The 14,303-nt window shown below is 67.7% G+C and carries 16 protein-coding genes and 1 pseudogene; 15 read left to right on the top strand and 2 right to left on the bottom strand.

Going from position 1 to position 14,303, the window contains the following annotated elements; genetic code table 11:
- From ACAM49_RS17760 to ACAM49_RS17800, 9 genes and pseudogenes are all read left to right on the top strand, one after another.
- Positions 1-544 (top strand): annotated as a pseudogene (locus tag ACAM49_RS17760) (transcriptional regulator); the annotation flags it as partial.
- A 117-nt stretch (positions 545-661) separates the two neighbouring features.
- Positions 662-1,897 carry an AAA family ATPase gene (locus ACAM49_RS17765; protein WP_369636634.1) on the top strand — a complete coding sequence of 412 codons (1,236 nt, stop codon included), beginning with the start codon at positions 662-664 and terminating at the stop codon, positions 1,895-1,897.
- Positions 1,898-1,920: 23 nt separating this feature from the next.
- Complete coding sequence (locus tag ACAM49_RS17770; RefSeq protein WP_369636635.1) at positions 1,921-2,895, top strand: DUF58 domain-containing protein; 975 nt, start codon at positions 1,921-1,923, stop codon at positions 2,893-2,895.
- Positions 2,892-3,917 (top strand): VWA domain-containing protein, encoded by a 1,026-nt coding sequence (locus ACAM49_RS17775; RefSeq protein ID WP_369636636.1) that lies wholly within the window; start codon positions 2,892-2,894, stop codon positions 3,915-3,917. Before ACAM49_RS17770 ends, ACAM49_RS17775 begins: the two co-directional genes overlap by 4 nt.
- Before the next feature lie 49 nt (positions 3,918-3,966).
- Complete coding sequence (gene fabG1 / locus ACAM49_RS17780) at positions 3,967-4,686, top strand: 3-oxoacyl-ACP reductase FabG1 (protein WP_040807521.1); 720 nt, start codon at positions 3,967-3,969, stop codon at positions 4,684-4,686.
- Positions 4,687-4,756: 70 nt separating this feature from the next.
- Positions 4,757-5,596 (top strand): NADH-dependent enoyl-ACP reductase InhA, encoded by an 840-nt coding sequence (inhA, locus tag ACAM49_RS17785; RefSeq protein ID WP_040807519.1) that lies wholly within the window; start codon positions 4,757-4,759, stop codon positions 5,594-5,596.
- Between the two features lie 29 nt (positions 5,597-5,625).
- Positions 5,626-6,693 (top strand): ferrochelatase, encoded by a 1,068-nt coding sequence (locus ACAM49_RS17790; protein WP_369636637.1) that lies wholly within the window; start codon positions 5,626-5,628, stop codon positions 6,691-6,693.
- A 10-nt stretch (positions 6,694-6,703) separates the two neighbouring features.
- Positions 6,704-6,937, top strand: coding sequence for a hypothetical protein (locus ACAM49_RS17795; protein WP_369636638.1), 234 nt, complete (start codon positions 6,704-6,706; stop codon positions 6,935-6,937).
- 85 nt (positions 6,938-7,022) lie between these two features.
- A complete protein-coding gene (locus tag ACAM49_RS17800; RefSeq protein ID WP_369636639.1) occupies positions 7,023-7,733 on the top strand; it encodes a hypothetical protein in 711 nt (236 codons plus the stop codon).
- A gap of 18 nt (positions 7,734-7,751) precedes the next feature.
- On the opposite strand, the gene ACAM49_RS17805 is transcribed toward ACAM49_RS17800, so the two are convergent.
- Complete coding sequence (locus ACAM49_RS17805) at positions 7,752-8,462, bottom strand: hypothetical protein (protein ID WP_369636640.1); 711 nt, start codon at positions 8,460-8,462, stop codon at positions 7,752-7,754.
- 145 nt (positions 8,463-8,607) lie between these two features.
- Between ACAM49_RS17805 and msrB the strand changes: the two genes are divergently transcribed.
- The 4 genes from msrB (at position 8,608) to ACAM49_RS17825 (ending at position 10,868) form a co-directional block, all read left to right on the top strand.
- Positions 8,608-9,063 (top strand): peptide-methionine (R)-S-oxide reductase MsrB, encoded by a 456-nt coding sequence (gene msrB, locus ACAM49_RS17810; protein WP_369636641.1) that lies wholly within the window; start codon positions 8,608-8,610, stop codon positions 9,061-9,063.
- Positions 9,060-9,572 carry a peptide-methionine (S)-S-oxide reductase MsrA gene (gene msrA / locus ACAM49_RS17815; RefSeq protein WP_369636642.1) on the top strand — a complete coding sequence of 171 codons (513 nt, stop codon included), beginning with the start codon at positions 9,060-9,062 and terminating at the stop codon, positions 9,570-9,572. The genes msrB and msrA overlap by 4 nt, the downstream gene beginning before the upstream one ends.
- 89 nt (positions 9,573-9,661) lie before the next feature.
- Entirely contained in the window at positions 9,662-10,183 is a 522-nt protein-coding gene (locus ACAM49_RS17820; protein WP_369636643.1) for a hypothetical protein, read from the top strand.
- A 55-nt stretch (positions 10,184-10,238) separates the two neighbouring features.
- The gene (locus tag ACAM49_RS17825) at positions 10,239-10,868 is read left to right on the top strand and encodes a class I SAM-dependent methyltransferase (protein ID WP_369636644.1); all 630 of its coding nucleotides are present in this window, start codon (positions 10,239-10,241) and stop codon (positions 10,866-10,868) included.
- Here the strand turns inward: ACAM49_RS17825 and ACAM49_RS17830 are convergent, their stop codons facing one another.
- Positions 10,869-12,011, bottom strand: coding sequence for an acyl-CoA dehydrogenase family protein (locus tag ACAM49_RS17830; protein ID WP_369636645.1), 1,143 nt, complete (start codon positions 12,009-12,011; stop codon positions 10,869-10,871). It lies immediately after the preceding gene.
- Between the two features lie 75 nt (positions 12,012-12,086).
- On the opposite strand from ACAM49_RS17830, the gene ACAM49_RS17835 reads away from it, so the two are divergent.
- On the top strand, positions 12,087-12,686 hold the full coding sequence (locus ACAM49_RS17835; protein ID WP_369636646.1) for a TetR/AcrR family transcriptional regulator: 600 nt from the start codon (positions 12,087-12,089) through the stop codon (positions 12,684-12,686).
- Between the two features lie 103 nt (positions 12,687-12,789).
- Entirely contained in the window at positions 12,790-14,301 is a 1,512-nt protein-coding gene (locus tag ACAM49_RS17840; protein ID WP_369636647.1) for an FAD-binding oxidoreductase, read from the top strand.
- Positions 14,302-14,303: the final 2 nt, after the last annotated feature.

Raw genomic sequence — 14,303 nt, forward strand, 5'->3', positions numbered from 1 at the left:
GGTCCGCCCCCGCCTACGCCAGCTCGTCGACGCCCTCGACCCGACCCCCGCCTACGCGGTCGGCCACCACACCGACATCCTGGCCTGGAACCGCGCCGCCACCTTGGTTTTCGACATCGACTTCGCCACCATCCCCGACACCGAACGAACCTGGGCGCACCTGGTCTTCCTGAACGAGAACATCCGTCGGATCTCCGCCCCCACCTGGCCCGAGGTGGCCCGCCGCGTCGTCACCTACCTGCGCCTGCGCGCCAGCGCCCGCCCCGACGACACGGCACTGCGGAACCTGGTCGCCACCATGACCGCCGCCAGCGATCAATTCCGGTACATGTGGGAGACCCACGACGTCAGCGATATCGCCCACGGCCGCTACCACCTCGACCATCCGCGCGTCGGCGCTCTGCACCTGGACTTCGAATTCCTGAATCTGCCCGCCGACCCGGGCGTCCGCGCCCTGGTCCTCTACAGCGCCGAGCCCGGCACCCCGTCGGAGAAGGCATTGCGTGAACTGACTCGCCGTGACGGCGATCCGGCCGCGAAATAGCTGAAACACACATTTCAGCGCCGAAATTCGCGCGCCGATCGCAGCCGGGTGCGGCAATCACGCGAGATACCTGGAATAGTTGGGGCGGAACGCACAGAGACCAAGGCGAAAGCGGGGATGTTGGTGACTTCGACTGACGGTGTGAGCGGGGTAAGCACGGTGAAGGATGCGCCGCCCTCGGCTTCGAACACCCTCGAGCGCGATGTCCAGACTCTGGAGAAGGCGATCTACGAAGTCAAACGCGTGATCGTCGGCCAGGATCGGCTGGTCGAGCGGCTGTTGGTCGGTGTACTCGCCAAGGGTCACGTCCTGCTGGAGGGTGTGCCGGGCATCGCCAAGACCCTCGCGGTCGAGACCTTCGCGAAGGTGGTGGGGGGCAGCTTCTCCCGCGTCCAGTTCACCCCGGACCTGGTGCCCACCGACCTCGTCGGTACCCGCATCTACCGCCAGGGCCGCGAGGAGTTCGATACCGAGCTGGGCCCGGTGGTCGCGAACTTCGTGCTCGCCGACGAGATCAACCGCGCGCCGGCCAAGGTGCAGTCCGCACTGCTCGAGGTGATGGCCGAGCGGCACGTGTCCATCGGCGGCAAGACCTACCCGATGCCGAATCCGTTCCTGGTCATGGCGACCCAGAACCCGATCGAGTCCGAGGGCGTGTACCCGCTGCCCGAGGCGCAGCGCGACCGCTTCCTGTTCAAGGTCGTCGTCGACTACCCCTCGGTCGAGGAGGAGCGCGAGATCATCTACCGGATGGGTGTCACCCCGCCGGAGGCCAAGCGCATTCTCGATCCGGAGGCGCTGGTCCGCCTGCAGGGCGTGGCCGCCAATACCTTCGTCCACCATGCGCTGGTCGACTACGTGGTCCGCGTCATCGCCGCGACCCGCAAGCCCGCCGACTTCGGCATGCAGGATGTCGCCGGGTGGATCTCCTACGGCGCCTCGCCGCGCGCCTCGCTGGGCATCATCGCCGCCGCGCGCGCCGTCGCCCTGATCCGCGGCCGCGACTACGTGGTCCCGCAGGATGTCGTCGAGGTGATCCCGGACGTGCTGCGCCACCGCCTGGTGCTGTCCTACGACGCCCTGGCCGACGAGGTCAGCCCCGACGACGTGATCAAGCGCGTGCTGCAGACGGTCGGCCTGCCGCAGGTCGCCGCCCAGGCCAATGCCCCGGCCGGCGCCTCGGGTGCCCCTGTCGCTCCGATGCCCGCCCCGGCCCAGCCGCCGGTGATGGGCCCGCACGGCGGCCAGCCGGGTATGGCCCCGGCCGGCGGTATTCCGCAGCCGCCGCAGGGCATTCCGCAGCCGCCCAATGGTCACGCGCCCGGAGTCCCCGGTCAGCCCCAGCCCAAGTGAGGCCGTCGGAATCGATTGCGCCCGTGACGATCTCACCTCCCAGCGACTCCACGCACGCCCCGCCCTCGTTCCGGCAGGGGCAGTTGACCGATCCCCGGTTGACCGCGGCGTTGAAGACGCTCGAACTCACCGTGCGCCGGCGCCTGGACGGCGTGCTGCACGGTGACCACCTGGGCCTGATCCCGGGTCCCGGCTCCGAGCCCGGCGATGCCCGCATGTATCAGCCGGGCGATGATGTGCGGCAGATGGATTGGTCGGTGACCGCCCGCACCACCCACCCGCACGTGCGGCAGATGATCGCCGACCGGGAACTCGAGACCTGGCTGGTGATCGACCTGTCGGCCAGCCTCGATTTCGGTACCGCGCTGTGCGAGAAGCGGGATCTGGTGGTCGCCGCGGCGGCCGCGGTCACGCATCTGACCAGCGGCGGCGGCAACCGGATCGGCGCGGTGGTGGCCAATGGCCAGCAACTGATCCGCATTCCGGCCCGCAGCGGCCGCGTGCACGAGCAGGCCTTGCTGCGCCGGATCGCCACCGCCCCGCACGCCCCCGACGGGGTGCGCGGTGATCTGCGCGAGGCCATCGAGGCCCTGCGCCGGCCGCAGCGCAAACGCGGTCTGGCCGTGGTGATCTCGGACTTCCTCGGCGAGATCGACTGGCAGCGTTCGCTGCGCGCCATCTCCGGCCGCCACGATCTGCTCGGCGTCGAGGTGCTCGATCCCCGCGATCTGGAACTCCCGGACATCGGCGACGTCGTCCTGCACGACCCGGAGACGGGCCGGACCCGGGAATTCAGTGTGACCCCCACGCTCCGCGCCGATTTCGCGCGTGCGGCGCAGCAGCATCGCAATCAGGTGGAGCAGGCGCTGCGCGGCTGCGGCGCGCCGGTGATGACGCTGCGCACCGATCGCGACTGGATCGCGGACGTGGTCCGATTCGTGTCCACCCGGCGCCACACCTTCGGCGCCCCGAATGCCGGACGGGTGCCGCGGCAGTGACTATTGGCGATTTGACCTTCAGCCTTTCGAATTTCGCGCACGAGGCGTGGCTGGCGTTCCTGGTCGTGATCGGGCTGGCGGCGCTGATCTACATCCTGATGCAGCAGCGGCGGCGCAAGCATGTGCTGCGCTTCTCCAATATGGAGTTGCTGGAGAAGGTGGCGCCCCGGCAGCCGCGCGCGTGGCGGCATGTGCCCGTGGCGATCACGCTGGTCGGCCTGATCTTCCTGACCTTCGCGGCGGCCGGTCCGACCGCGGCCAAGAAGGTGCCGCGCAATCGCGCCACGGTGATCTTGGTGATCGACGTGTCGCTGTCCATGGAGGCGACCGACGTGCCGCCGAGCCGAATTCAGGTGGCCAAGAAGGCCGCCAAGGAGTTCGCGGACAATCTGACCCCCGGTATCAACCTGGGTCTGGTCACCTTCGCCGGCACCGCCTCGGTGCAGGTGTCGCCGACCACCAACCGCGAAGCGGTCAAGGCGGCCATCGACAATATGAAGCTGGCCGAGCGGACCGCCACCGGTGAGGGCATTCTGACCGCCCTGCAATCCATCGACACCCTGGCCTCGGTGCTGGGTGGCGCGGAGAAGCCGCCGCCGGCCCAGGTCGTGCTCATGTCCGACGGTAAGCAGACCGTGCCGGACGACAAGGATGTCGAGAATCCCCGCCACGGCTTCACCGCCGCGCGTCTGGCGAAGGAGAAAGGCATTCCGGTGTCGACGATTTCGTTCGGCACCACGTGGGGCACCGTCGAGATCCCGGATCAGGACGGCAAGGGCTCGCAGCGCGTGCGCGTCCCCGTCGACGACGACTCGCTGCGCGAGATCGCGAAGCTGTCCGGCGGCGAGTTCTTCACCGCCTCCACGCTCGAAGAATTGAAGAATGTCTACGCCCATCTGGAAGAGCAGATCGGCTATGAGAAGACCATCGCGGATGCGAGCCGCGCGTGGGTGCTGGCCGGGTTGGTGGTGACCGCCCTCGGTCTGATCGCCGCGCTGCTCTATCGTCAGCGACTGCCGTAACTCGGTACCGCGCGCCGACTCCCGAATACGAACAGATAGGTTTGCGTCTATGTCGAACATCACATCCCGGTCGGTACTGGTGACCGGAGGCAACCGCGGCATCGGTCTCGCGGTCGCCCAGCGCCTGCTCGCCGACGGCCACAAGGTCGCCGTCACGCATCGCGGTTCGGGTGTGCCGGAGGGTCTCTTCGGCGTGAAATGCGATGTGACCGATAGCGAATCGGTCGATCGCGCGTTCACCGAGGTGGAGGCGCACCAGGGTCCGGTCGAGGTCGTCGTCGCCAACGCGGGCATCGTGGACAACACGCTGCTGATGCGCATGACCGAGGATTCGTTCTCGAAGGTCATCGACGCCAACCTCACCGGTGCGTGGCGAGTCGCCCAGCGGGCCAACCGCAATATGCTCAAGAACCGCTTCGGCCGCATCGTCTTCCTCGGCTCGGTCGTCGGCCAGATGGGTTCGCCCGCGCAGGTCAGCTACGCGGCCTCCAAGTCGGGCCTGATCGGTATGGCCCGTGCCATCACCCGTGAGGTCGGTAAGCGCAACATCACCGCCAACGTGGTGGCGCCCGGCCTGATCGACACCGACATGACCCGTGAGGACATGACCGAGGAGATGCGCAAGAACGTCCTCGAGTTCATCCCCGCCGGCCGCATCGGCGAGGCCGAGGATGTCGCGGCCGCGATCAGCTTCCTGGTCTCCGACGACGCGTCCTACATCTCCGGCGCCATCATCCCCGTCGACGGCGGTATGGGCATGGGCCACTGAGCTTCTCGCTCAGGCTCGACCCGATCGCCACGTCCCCAGCATTCTGATAACGAGGAGAACCGACCACCCCATGGCTGGATTGCTCGACGGCAAAACCGTCCTCATCACCGGCATCATCACCGACTCGTCCATCGCTTTCCACGCCGCGGCCAAGGCGCAGGAGCAGGGCGCGAAGGTGATCATCACCGGTATTCCGGAGCGCCTGCGGCTCATCGACCGCATCGCCAAGCGCCTGCCGCAGGAGGTCCCCCCGGCCATCGGCCTGGACGTGACCAATGAGGAGAACCTCGCCGAGCTCGCCGACAAGGTTCGCGAACTGGCGCCCGAGGGCATCGACGGTGTGCTGCACTCGATCGCGTTCGCGCCGCGCACCCTGATGGGTCCGGAGGCACTGCCGTTCCTGGACGGCCCGGGCGCCGACGCCGCCAAGGCGTTCGAGATCTCGGCGTGGTCCTACGCCTCGCTGGCCCGCGCCGTGCTGCCGGTCATGAACGAGGGCGGCTCCATCGTGGGCATGGACTTCGATCCGCGCACCGCGATGCCGTACTACAACTGGATGGGTGTGGCCAAGGCCGCGCTCGAGTCGGTGAACCGGTACGTGGCGCGAGAGGTGGGCGAGGCCAAGAAGGTTCGCTCCAACCTGATCGCCGCGGGCCCGATCAAGACCCTCGCCGCCAAGGCCATCGCGGGCACCGCCACCGATGACGCCAAGCAGCTGAACATGCTCAACACCTACTGGGACGGCGCGTCCCCGATCGGCTGGGATGTCGACGACCCGACCGTGGTCGCCAAGTCCGTGGTGACCCTGCTGTCGGATTGGCTGCCGGGCACCACCGGTTCGATCATCTACGTCGACGGCGGCGCCTCGCACAACACCTGGTTCCCGGCCGACGGTTTCGGCGCGAACTGATCTGCCCGCAAGTCTGAAGGGAGTTTTCCGTGGCCGCCGAAGCGCTGCTGTTCCTGTCCTTCGGCGGCCCGGAACGCCCCGAAGACGTGATGCCGTTCCTGGAGAACGTCACTCGGGGCCGGGGCATCCCGCCCGAGCGTCTCGCCGAAGTCGCGCAGCACTATCTGCACTTCGGCGGGGTGTCGCCGATCAATGCTTTGAATCTGGACATCATCAAGGCCGTCGAGGCCGAATTCGCCGCGCGCGGAATCGATCTGCCGGTGTATTTCGGCAATCGGAACTGGCATCCGATGGTCGAGGACACCGTGGAGCGCATGCACGCCGACGGGATCCGGTCGGCGCTGGTGTTCCCGACCTCGGCGTGGGGCGGGTACTCCGGGTGCCTGCAGTATCACGAGGACATCGTGCGTGCCCGGGCCGCCGTGGCCGACGCGCCCGAATTGACCAAGCTGCGACAGTATTTCGACCATCCGCTGTTCATCGCGGCCTTCGCGGACGCGATTCGCGCGGCTGTCGCGGAACTGCCGCAGGACAAGCGGGATTCGGCGCGCCTGGTGTTCACCGCGCACTCGGTGCCGGTCTCCGCCGATATCGCCTCCGGGCCGACCACCGAGCAGCGCCTCTACAGCCGTCAGGTCGCCGAGGCGGCCCGATTGTGCGCCGCGGCAACCGGATTCGACGCCTACGACCTGGTCTGGCAGTCCCGCTCCGGGCCGCCGCAGGTCCCGTGGCTGGACCCCGACATCGTCGACCACCTCGACGCGCTCTCCGAACAGGGCGTGGACGCGGTCGTGGTGTGCCCTGTCGGCTTCGTCTCCGACCACCTCGAGGTCATCTGGGATCTCGACAACGAGGCGAAAGACCGTGCCGCCGAACTGGGTATGGCCTTCGCCCGCGCCGCCACCCCCGGCCCCGACGCCCGCTTCGCGCAGATGGTCGCGGACCTGGTGGAGGAGCACATTTCCGGCGCGACCCCGGCGCGTCTGAGCGATATGACCGCTCTCGGCTGCACTCTCAACGGCACCCCCTGCGCCGTCGGCTGCTGCGCTCTCCCGCCACGCCGCCCCGAGGTCGCGCGAACAGCCGGCGAATTGTAGTCTCGCCCAGGTGACTACACCCGGACGCGCCACCCAGCAACGTCGCCAGCCCGCCCCCAGCGCCACGGCCACCCGCAAGAAGCGCACCTTCGGCCCGCCCGACATGTTCGTCTGGGCCCCCGTCCTCACGTTGTTCCTCACCGCCGGAATCGTCGGCACCATCGGCCAATCCATCGGCTTCGCCGCCGCCTTCGTCGGGGTCGCCGTCCTCATGGTCGTCGCGGACATGTTCTTCAACCGCTGACCAGTTCGCCAGGACAGGTCACAATCCGACCGGTTCGAATCAGCGGATAGCATCGCGGGGCACGTTCGAAAAAGGGGGAGTACCCATGACCGCGCCCACACCCGATGCACAGCCGAATTCCGCTGATTCGCAGCCGACTTCACCGGAGTCCACGCCGATCCCGCCGCAGGCGTCCCCGGTTCCGGTCGCCGCACCGCCGGTGCAGGCCCCGCTGCCGTACTACGCGTCCACCGGCCTTCCGCCGCAATACCACCCGCCCCAGCCGAGTTCGCCCGGGCGGGCGATCATCCCGTGGGTGATCGCCGCTGCGGTGGCGGTGCTGGGTATCGCCGGAACGGTGACCAGTTCGGTCCTCTACTCCGGAGAGAAGAACACCTCCGACGATCTGCGCGCGCAACTCTCCGCATCTCAGCTGAGCAGCGAGGCGACGGCGGCCCAGCAGGCCGCATGTGACGTGGCGAGGCTGATCGGCACCTACGACTACACGAATGTCGATCAGACCTTCGATGCGTTGCTGGCCGCCTCCACCGGAGACCTGAGGAAGGACTTCGTGACTACGCGTGCGGCGCTGAAGGACAGAATGGTGTCGCAGCAGGTCCACAATAAGTTGTCCGAAATACACTGCGGTCTGGCATCTCTCGGCAATCGCAAGGCCGAGGTGATCGTCGTCGTGAAGCAGGCGACCACCAACCTCTCCGCACCGACGCCGACGGAGCAGACGGTTCCGATGACCATGACGGTCGACGAACAGCCCGACGGGCGCTGGCTGGCCAGCCAGATGTCGACGCTGAAATAAGCGAGGGTCTCGCGGATTTCACTTCAGGACGCTCACCGCGCGGGCGATGACCAGGCTGACGGTGATCAGGGAGATCGCCGATTGGATCATCATCAGGGTTTTCGCCCAGCGGGACATGGGCATGACGTCGGTGGGGCTGAAAGCCGTTGCGTTGGTGAAGGAGAGGTAGAGGTAGTCGGGGAATTGGGGTTCCCAGTCGGGGTCGGCGAGTTCCGGATTCTGCATTTGGACCCAGAGGAAGTCGGGGTAGGGCTTGCGGGCGTGGGCTCGGGCGGCGGGGCCGCCGCGGTCCAGATCCCAGTACCAGAGCGCGAATACGAGTACATTGCTCAGCCAGATCCCGCCGCCCGAGCTCAGCAGTCCGGCCGGGTTGTCGCTGACCTTCCCGTTCACCAGTCCCAGCACCAGGTGGTACACCGACCAGACCAGGGCGAACCCGAGCACCGCCATCAGGGCCAGGCTGAAGCGGCGCAGCCAGAACTCTTCGCGATCCAATCGGAACGGGCTGGCGACCATCAGGATGAGCATGAGGGTCAGTCCGATCCCCGGCACCAGCCATCGCGGCCCGGCGACGAACTGGTTCGGCAGATAGAACTGCACCACCAGAATCCCGACCATGGCCGCCGTCGCGGCCCACCGCGACTCCCCAGCGGTCCGCCGCGCCCACGCCGGTACCTGACTGTCATCGGTGTCGTTGCCATCATCGGTGGCATTGTCGGCCGCGCTCACGCAGGTGAGTATGCCTGTCCGGGCCGTTTCCGCCGGTGAACGACGCCCCCGGCCACCCAATGGTGACGGAAGTATGACGCGGGGTTGAGGCCGGACTTTCCAGCAGGCAGGGTTGGTTGTAGCTGAGGCCGATAAAGGAGGTCAAGTGACACGGGAGTACAACCGGAATCCGGCGGCCGTGGCCGCGCTGTCGCCTGAGCAGGACCACGTCACGCAGGAGAATGGGACCGAGCGGGCGTTCACGGGGGAGTACTGGGACAACCATGAGCCCGGGATCTATGTGGACGTCGTTTCGGGTGAGCCGTTGTTCGCGTCGACGGACAAGTTCGAGAGCGGATCGGGGTGGCCGAGTTTCACCAAGCCGATCGAGTCCGAGAACGTGGTGGAGAAGCGGGACACGAGCCATTTCATGGTGCGGACCGAGGTGCGCTCGTTCAACGGGAACAGCCATCTCGGGCACGTCTTCCCCGACGGGCCGCGCGAGGCCGGCGGGCTGCGCTATTGCATCAATTCCGCGGCGCTGCGATTCATTCACCTCGACGATCTCGAGGCCGAGGGTTACGGACAGTACAAGTCCCTGTTCACGAAGGAGGAAGCGTGACCGACACGCGCAAGGCGATTCTGGCCGGTGGATGTTTCTGGGGCATGCAGGATCTGATCCGGCGGCAGCCGGGTGTGGTCTCGACCCGGGTCGGCTACACGGGCGGGCGCAACGATCACCCGACCTACCGCAATCACCCCGGGCACGCCGAGGCCGTGGAGATCGAATACGACCCGGCGCAGACGGATTACCGTGCGCTGCTGGAGTTCTTCTTCCAGATCCACGATCCGAGCACCAAGGACCGCCAGGGCAACGACATCGGGACCAGCTACCGCTCGGCCATCTTCTATCTCGATGACGAGCAGAAGCGGGTCGCCGAGGACACCATCGCCGACGTCGACGCCTCGGGCCTGTGGCCCGGCAAGGTGGTCACCGAGGTGACCCCGGCCAGCGCGTTCTGGGATGCCGAGCCGGAGCATCAGGATTACCTGTTGCGCTACCCGGACGGCTACACCTGCCACTTCCCGCGCCCGGGCTGGAAGCTGCCCAAGCGCCAGGCCACGGCGTAATACCGGAAGGGCCTCATCGGGGAACATCCCGGTGAGGCCCTTTTTCGATATTCGCTGGGGCGCAGGAGCTCTCGGGTACTGTCCGATTTGTGGTGGAAGTTGAGTTGTTGCGCCGGTTCACGCCCGAGCAGTATCAGTACGCGTTGCAGAGCTGGGTATGGATTGGTGTGGAGGGCCTCGCTCCGGTGTTCACCTCGCCGTTCGGCGATGTCTTCTTCATCGCCAAGGATGGCGTCTGGTACCTGGATGTGTTCTGGGGGAAGATCACTCGCGAGTGGGAATCCCTCGACGAATGCAACGCGGAACTCCAGACCGCTGCGGGTCAGGACGACTACCTGCGCGCCATGCTCGCCGTCACGGCCGCCAAACAGGGCCTGCACCCGAACGACTCCGAGATCTACGACCTCGGCCACCCGGTCGTCCTCGGCGGTGCGGAGGATGCCGCCAACGTCCGGGTGATGGATTTCGTCACCGCCGTCGGCATGGCGGGCCAGATCCACGACCAGGTCCGTTTCATCCCGGCCGGTGCGCCGATCAACGTCTCGTTCCAGGACCCCGACGGCGAGCCCCCGCGCCCGACCGGCTGGCGGCGCTGGTTCGGCCGCAACTAGCCGATCCGCCGCTTTCGCATCGCCCGCGACCACCGGGTCGATTACCGTTGTCCGCATGGGACTTTCGGCAGCCGAAGTGTTCGACGAGCTGGGCAAGGACTACGAACAGGCCTTCGCCGGCCTCACCGCCCAGCGCGAGGAACTCGAATGGCTGCTCGCCGAACTCCCCGCCACCGCGAAGATCCTCGATATCGGCTGCGGCACCGGCCGCCCCACCGCCGAACTCCTGGCCGCGGCCGGGCACGACGTCACCGGCTGCGACGTCTCCCCGAAAATGATCGAGATCGCCCGCACCCAGGTCCCCGCCGCCCACTTCGAAATCGCCGACCTGCGCACGCTCTCGTATCCACCCGGAACGTGGGACGCGGTCATCGCCTTCTTCCCACTGCTCCAGCTGACGCGCACCGAAATCGACACGGCCCTACTGAAATTCGCCGACTGGCTGGCACCCGGCGGCATCTTCCTCTTCGCCACCGTCCCCGCCGACGTCGAATCCCTCGACATCGAATTCATGGGCCAGCCGGTCACGGTCAGCAGCTACCCACCCGAACACTTCCACCGCCTCCTGACCGACGCGGGCCTCGAGATCGTCCGCGAACGAGTAGTCGAATTCCTCCCCGACCACCCCGCGGCCATCCCGGAACACGACCTCTTCCTGGCCGCCCGCCGCCCGGCGACCCCGTGATCAGTCGCTGGCCAGCGACCGCGCGATGACGAGCCGCTGAATCTGGTTGGTGCCCTCGAAGATCTGGGTGATCTTGGCTTCGCGCATGTAGCGCTCTACGGGGAAGTCCTGGGTGTAGCCGTAGCCGCCGAAGACCTGGACGGCATCGGTGGTGACCTTCATGGCGGCGTCGGTGGCGGTGAGTTTGGCGATGCTGGCCTGGCGGGAGTAGGGGAGGCCGGCGTCGCGGCGGCGGGCGGCGTCGAGGTAGGTGGCGCGGGCGGCGCCGACGGCGGCGGCCATATCGGCGAGGAGGAAGCCGAGGCCCTGGTGGTCGATGATGGGGCGGCCGAAGGCCTCCCGGTCCTTGGCGTAGGTGACGGCGTCGTCGAGGGCGCGCTGGGCGATGCCGGTGGCGACCGCGGCGATGCCGAGGCGGCCGGAGTCCAGGGCGCTGAAGGCGATCGGCAGGCCCTGGCCGGGCGCGCCGACGAGGCGGTCGGCGGGGAGGAAGGCGTCGTCGTAAGCGGCGCTGGTGGTGGGGACCGCGCGCAGGCCCATCTTCTCCTCGGGCTTACCGAACGAGAGTCCCTCGATGTCGGCGGGGACCAGGAAGCAGGAGATGCCGCGCGAGCCCTCGCCGGTGCGGGCGAACAGGGTGTAGTAATCGGCCTTGCCGCCGTTGGTGATCCACGCCTTGGTGCCGGTGATGCGATACCCGCCGTCGGTCTCGACCGCCCGGCAGCGCAGCGCGGCCGCATCCGATCCGGCATGCGCCTCCGAGAGGCTGTACGCGCCGATCAGATTGCCCGACAACATCTCCGGCAGCCAGCGCTGCTTCTGCTCGTCGGTGCCGTAGGCGAACAGCGGATGGCACGACAGGCTGTGCACGCTGACGGCCACCGCGACCGCCGCCCACCGCGCGCCCAGCTCCTCGAGCACCTGCAGATACACCTCGTAGGGCTGCCCGCCCCCGCCGAACTCCTCCGGGTACGGCAGGCTCAGCAGCCCCGCGGCCCCGAGCGCCCGGAACGCCTCGGCGGGATACCGCGCCTGCTTCTCGTACTCGACGACATTCGGCTCGAGCACCTTGTCCGCGATATCGCGGGTGAGTTCGATGAGGTCGCGGGCTTCGGTGGTGGGCAGCAGGCGATCGACGGGCATGGCCGTCACATTACGACCGACACCCAATTACATGCAAGGGTGCACGCAATTTCGACAGGCCGCTAGACTGACCAGGTGGTATCCGGTCTGCCCCCGAACAAGCATCAGGAGAAGAGCCTCCGCACCCGTGCGCTGCTGCTGGACGCGGCGATCGACAGCCTGGCCGAGGTGGGGTACGCGAGCGCCTCCATCGCGGACATCACCGCGCGGGCCGGGGTCACGCGCGGCGCGCAGCTGCACCACTTCCATACCCGGCAGGAATTGTTCGCCCAGACCATCGAGCATCTGACGCTGCGGCAGCGGGAGGCGCTGCAGCGGCGCGAGCGGACGCTGCCGGGGGAGTCGTCGGCGGGTGAGGTGCTCGTCGAACTGGTGACGGCGCCCTTCTCGGGGAAGCTGGGCAAGGCCGCGGTCGAGTTGTACGTCGGCATCGCCAACGACCGCGAATTGCGCCGGGAGATGCTGCGCGTGCAACACGATCTGACCGTCGAGCTGCTCGACGCGTGCGGCCGCTTCATCGAGGTGTCGCGGGACCGACTGGAGTCCGCGTTCTGGCTGACCATCAACCTGGTGCGCGGGGCGACGCTCGACGAGATGGTGGGCCGGGATCGATTGCGGCGCAAGCAGGTTCTCGCTGATTGGGCGCATCTGGCGGACGGTCTGCTGGCCGAGTGAAACGCGACCTTTCAAGGTCGCGATAACGGACCGTTGAGTGGTTCGTGTGTGCCCGGCAGACTGGGAGGTGGCCGGGCAATTACCTCGGGGGAGGTGCGCCAGTATGGCGTTCAATCGGCGAAATCTGCTGCGGGCGGCCGGAGTCGGCGTCGGCTTGGCGGCGCTCGGGTCGGCGACCGGGTGTGAACCGGAGGCTCCGGCCGCGGAGCCGACAGCGGCACCGACATCGGAACCGCCTGCGGGGCAGGTGGATTGGGGAGGATTGCGGCAGCGCCTCGCGGGGACGCTGAATTTGCCGTCCGATTCGGGCTATTCGACGGCCAAGTTGGCCTTCAATCCGGCGTTCGACACCAGACAGCCCGCGGCGGTAGCGCAGGTCGCCAATGCCTCCGATGTGCAGGCGTGCGTGAATGCCGCTGCGAGCGCGCGGATTCCGGTGGCGGCGCGCAGCGGCGGGCACAGCTACGGCGGATACTCGACACCCGATAACGGACTGGTCGTGGATCTGGGTGGCATGAGCGGGGTGGAGGTGAAGCCGGACGGGACCGCGGTGATCGGCGCCGGTACCCGGCTGATGGACGTGTACTCGGGTCTGGCGCAGGCGGGCCGATGCCTACCGGCCGGTTCGTGTCCGACCGTCGGCATTTCCGGCCTGACCCTCGGCGGCGGTATCGGCGTGCTGACCGGAAAGTACGGATTGACCTGTGACAACCTGGTTTCGGCGCAGGTGGTCACCGCCGACGGGACGCTGCGGACCGCCTCGGCGACCTCCGAGCCCGACCTGTTCTGGGCGCTGCGCGGCGGCGGTGGCGGCAACTTCGGCATTGTCACCTCGTTCACCTTCCGTACCGTCGCCGCACCGCAACTGGCGGTCTTCCAGGTCCGCTTCCCGGCCGGATCGCTGACCGACGTGCTGGCCGCCTGGCAGACCTTCACGGCCTCGGCCCCCGACGAATTCTGGTCCACCCTCGGCATTTCCGCGGGCAGCCCGCCGACCTGCCGGATCAACGGCTGCTACGTCGGCTCCGAGAGCAATCTGAACGCGCTCGTCGACAAGCTGGTCGCCGCCACCAAGACTCAACCGACCAACAGGTATTCGCTATCGAAGGACTACCTCTCGGCCATGATGTATTTCGGTGGCTGCGCGAACTATTCGGTGGCGCAGTGCCGCCCGAACTGGAACGGCGGGGGAGTGCTCGGCCGTGAGTCGTTCACCGCGTCCTCGCGGGTGCTGACCAAGCCGCTCGCCGATCCGAGCCGCCTGACCGCCCTGCTTACGGGCCGCCAGGGCATGGATATCCTGCTGGACAGTCTGTCCGGAGCGCCCGCGCGAATCGGCGCGAAGGACACCGCTTTTCCGTATCGTGGCGCTCTGGCGACCGCCCAGATCTACGTCGGCGCCACCACGCCGGAAGCCCGCGCCGCGGTGAACGAGGTGCGGGACGGACTCGGCGACCTGACGGGAAACACGGCCTTCGTCAACTACATCGACCCCGGCCTATCCAACTGGGCGAGTGCCTATTACGGCGATAACGCCTCCCGGCTGCGCGGCATCGCCAAGCATTACGACCCGAAGGGAGTGTTCGCCTTCGACCAGTCGGCGTCGCGGGCGTGAGC

This window comes from Nocardia sp. JMUB6875, from assembly GCF_041154655.1.
GTDB lineage: Bacteria > Actinomycetota > Actinomycetes > Mycobacteriales > Mycobacteriaceae > Nocardia.

Excerpts from the sequence above, each read along its gene's own strand:
- inhA (WP_040807519.1), top strand. The coding sequence starts at position 4,757 with ATGGCTGGATTGCTCGACGGCAAAACCGTCCTCATCACCGGCATCATC.
- ACAM49_RS17840 (WP_369636647.1), top strand. The coding sequence starts at position 12,790 with ATGGCGTTCAATCGGCGAAATCTGCTGCGGGCGGCCGGAGTCGGCGTC.
- ACAM49_RS17800 (WP_369636639.1), top strand. The coding sequence starts at position 7,023 with ATGACCGCGCCCACACCCGATGCACAGCCGAATTCCGCTGATTCGCAG.
- ACAM49_RS17825 (WP_369636644.1), top strand. The coding sequence starts at position 10,239 with ATGGGACTTTCGGCAGCCGAAGTGTTCGACGAGCTGGGCAAGGACTAC.
- ACAM49_RS17765 (WP_369636634.1), top strand. The coding sequence starts at position 662 with ATGTTGGTGACTTCGACTGACGGTGTGAGCGGGGTAAGCACGGTGAAG.
- ACAM49_RS17830 (WP_369636645.1), bottom strand. The coding sequence starts at position 12,011 with ATGCCCGTCGATCGCCTGCTGCCCACCACCGAAGCCCGCGACCTCATC.
- fabG1 (WP_040807521.1), top strand. The coding sequence starts at position 3,967 with ATGTCGAACATCACATCCCGGTCGGTACTGGTGACCGGAGGCAACCGC.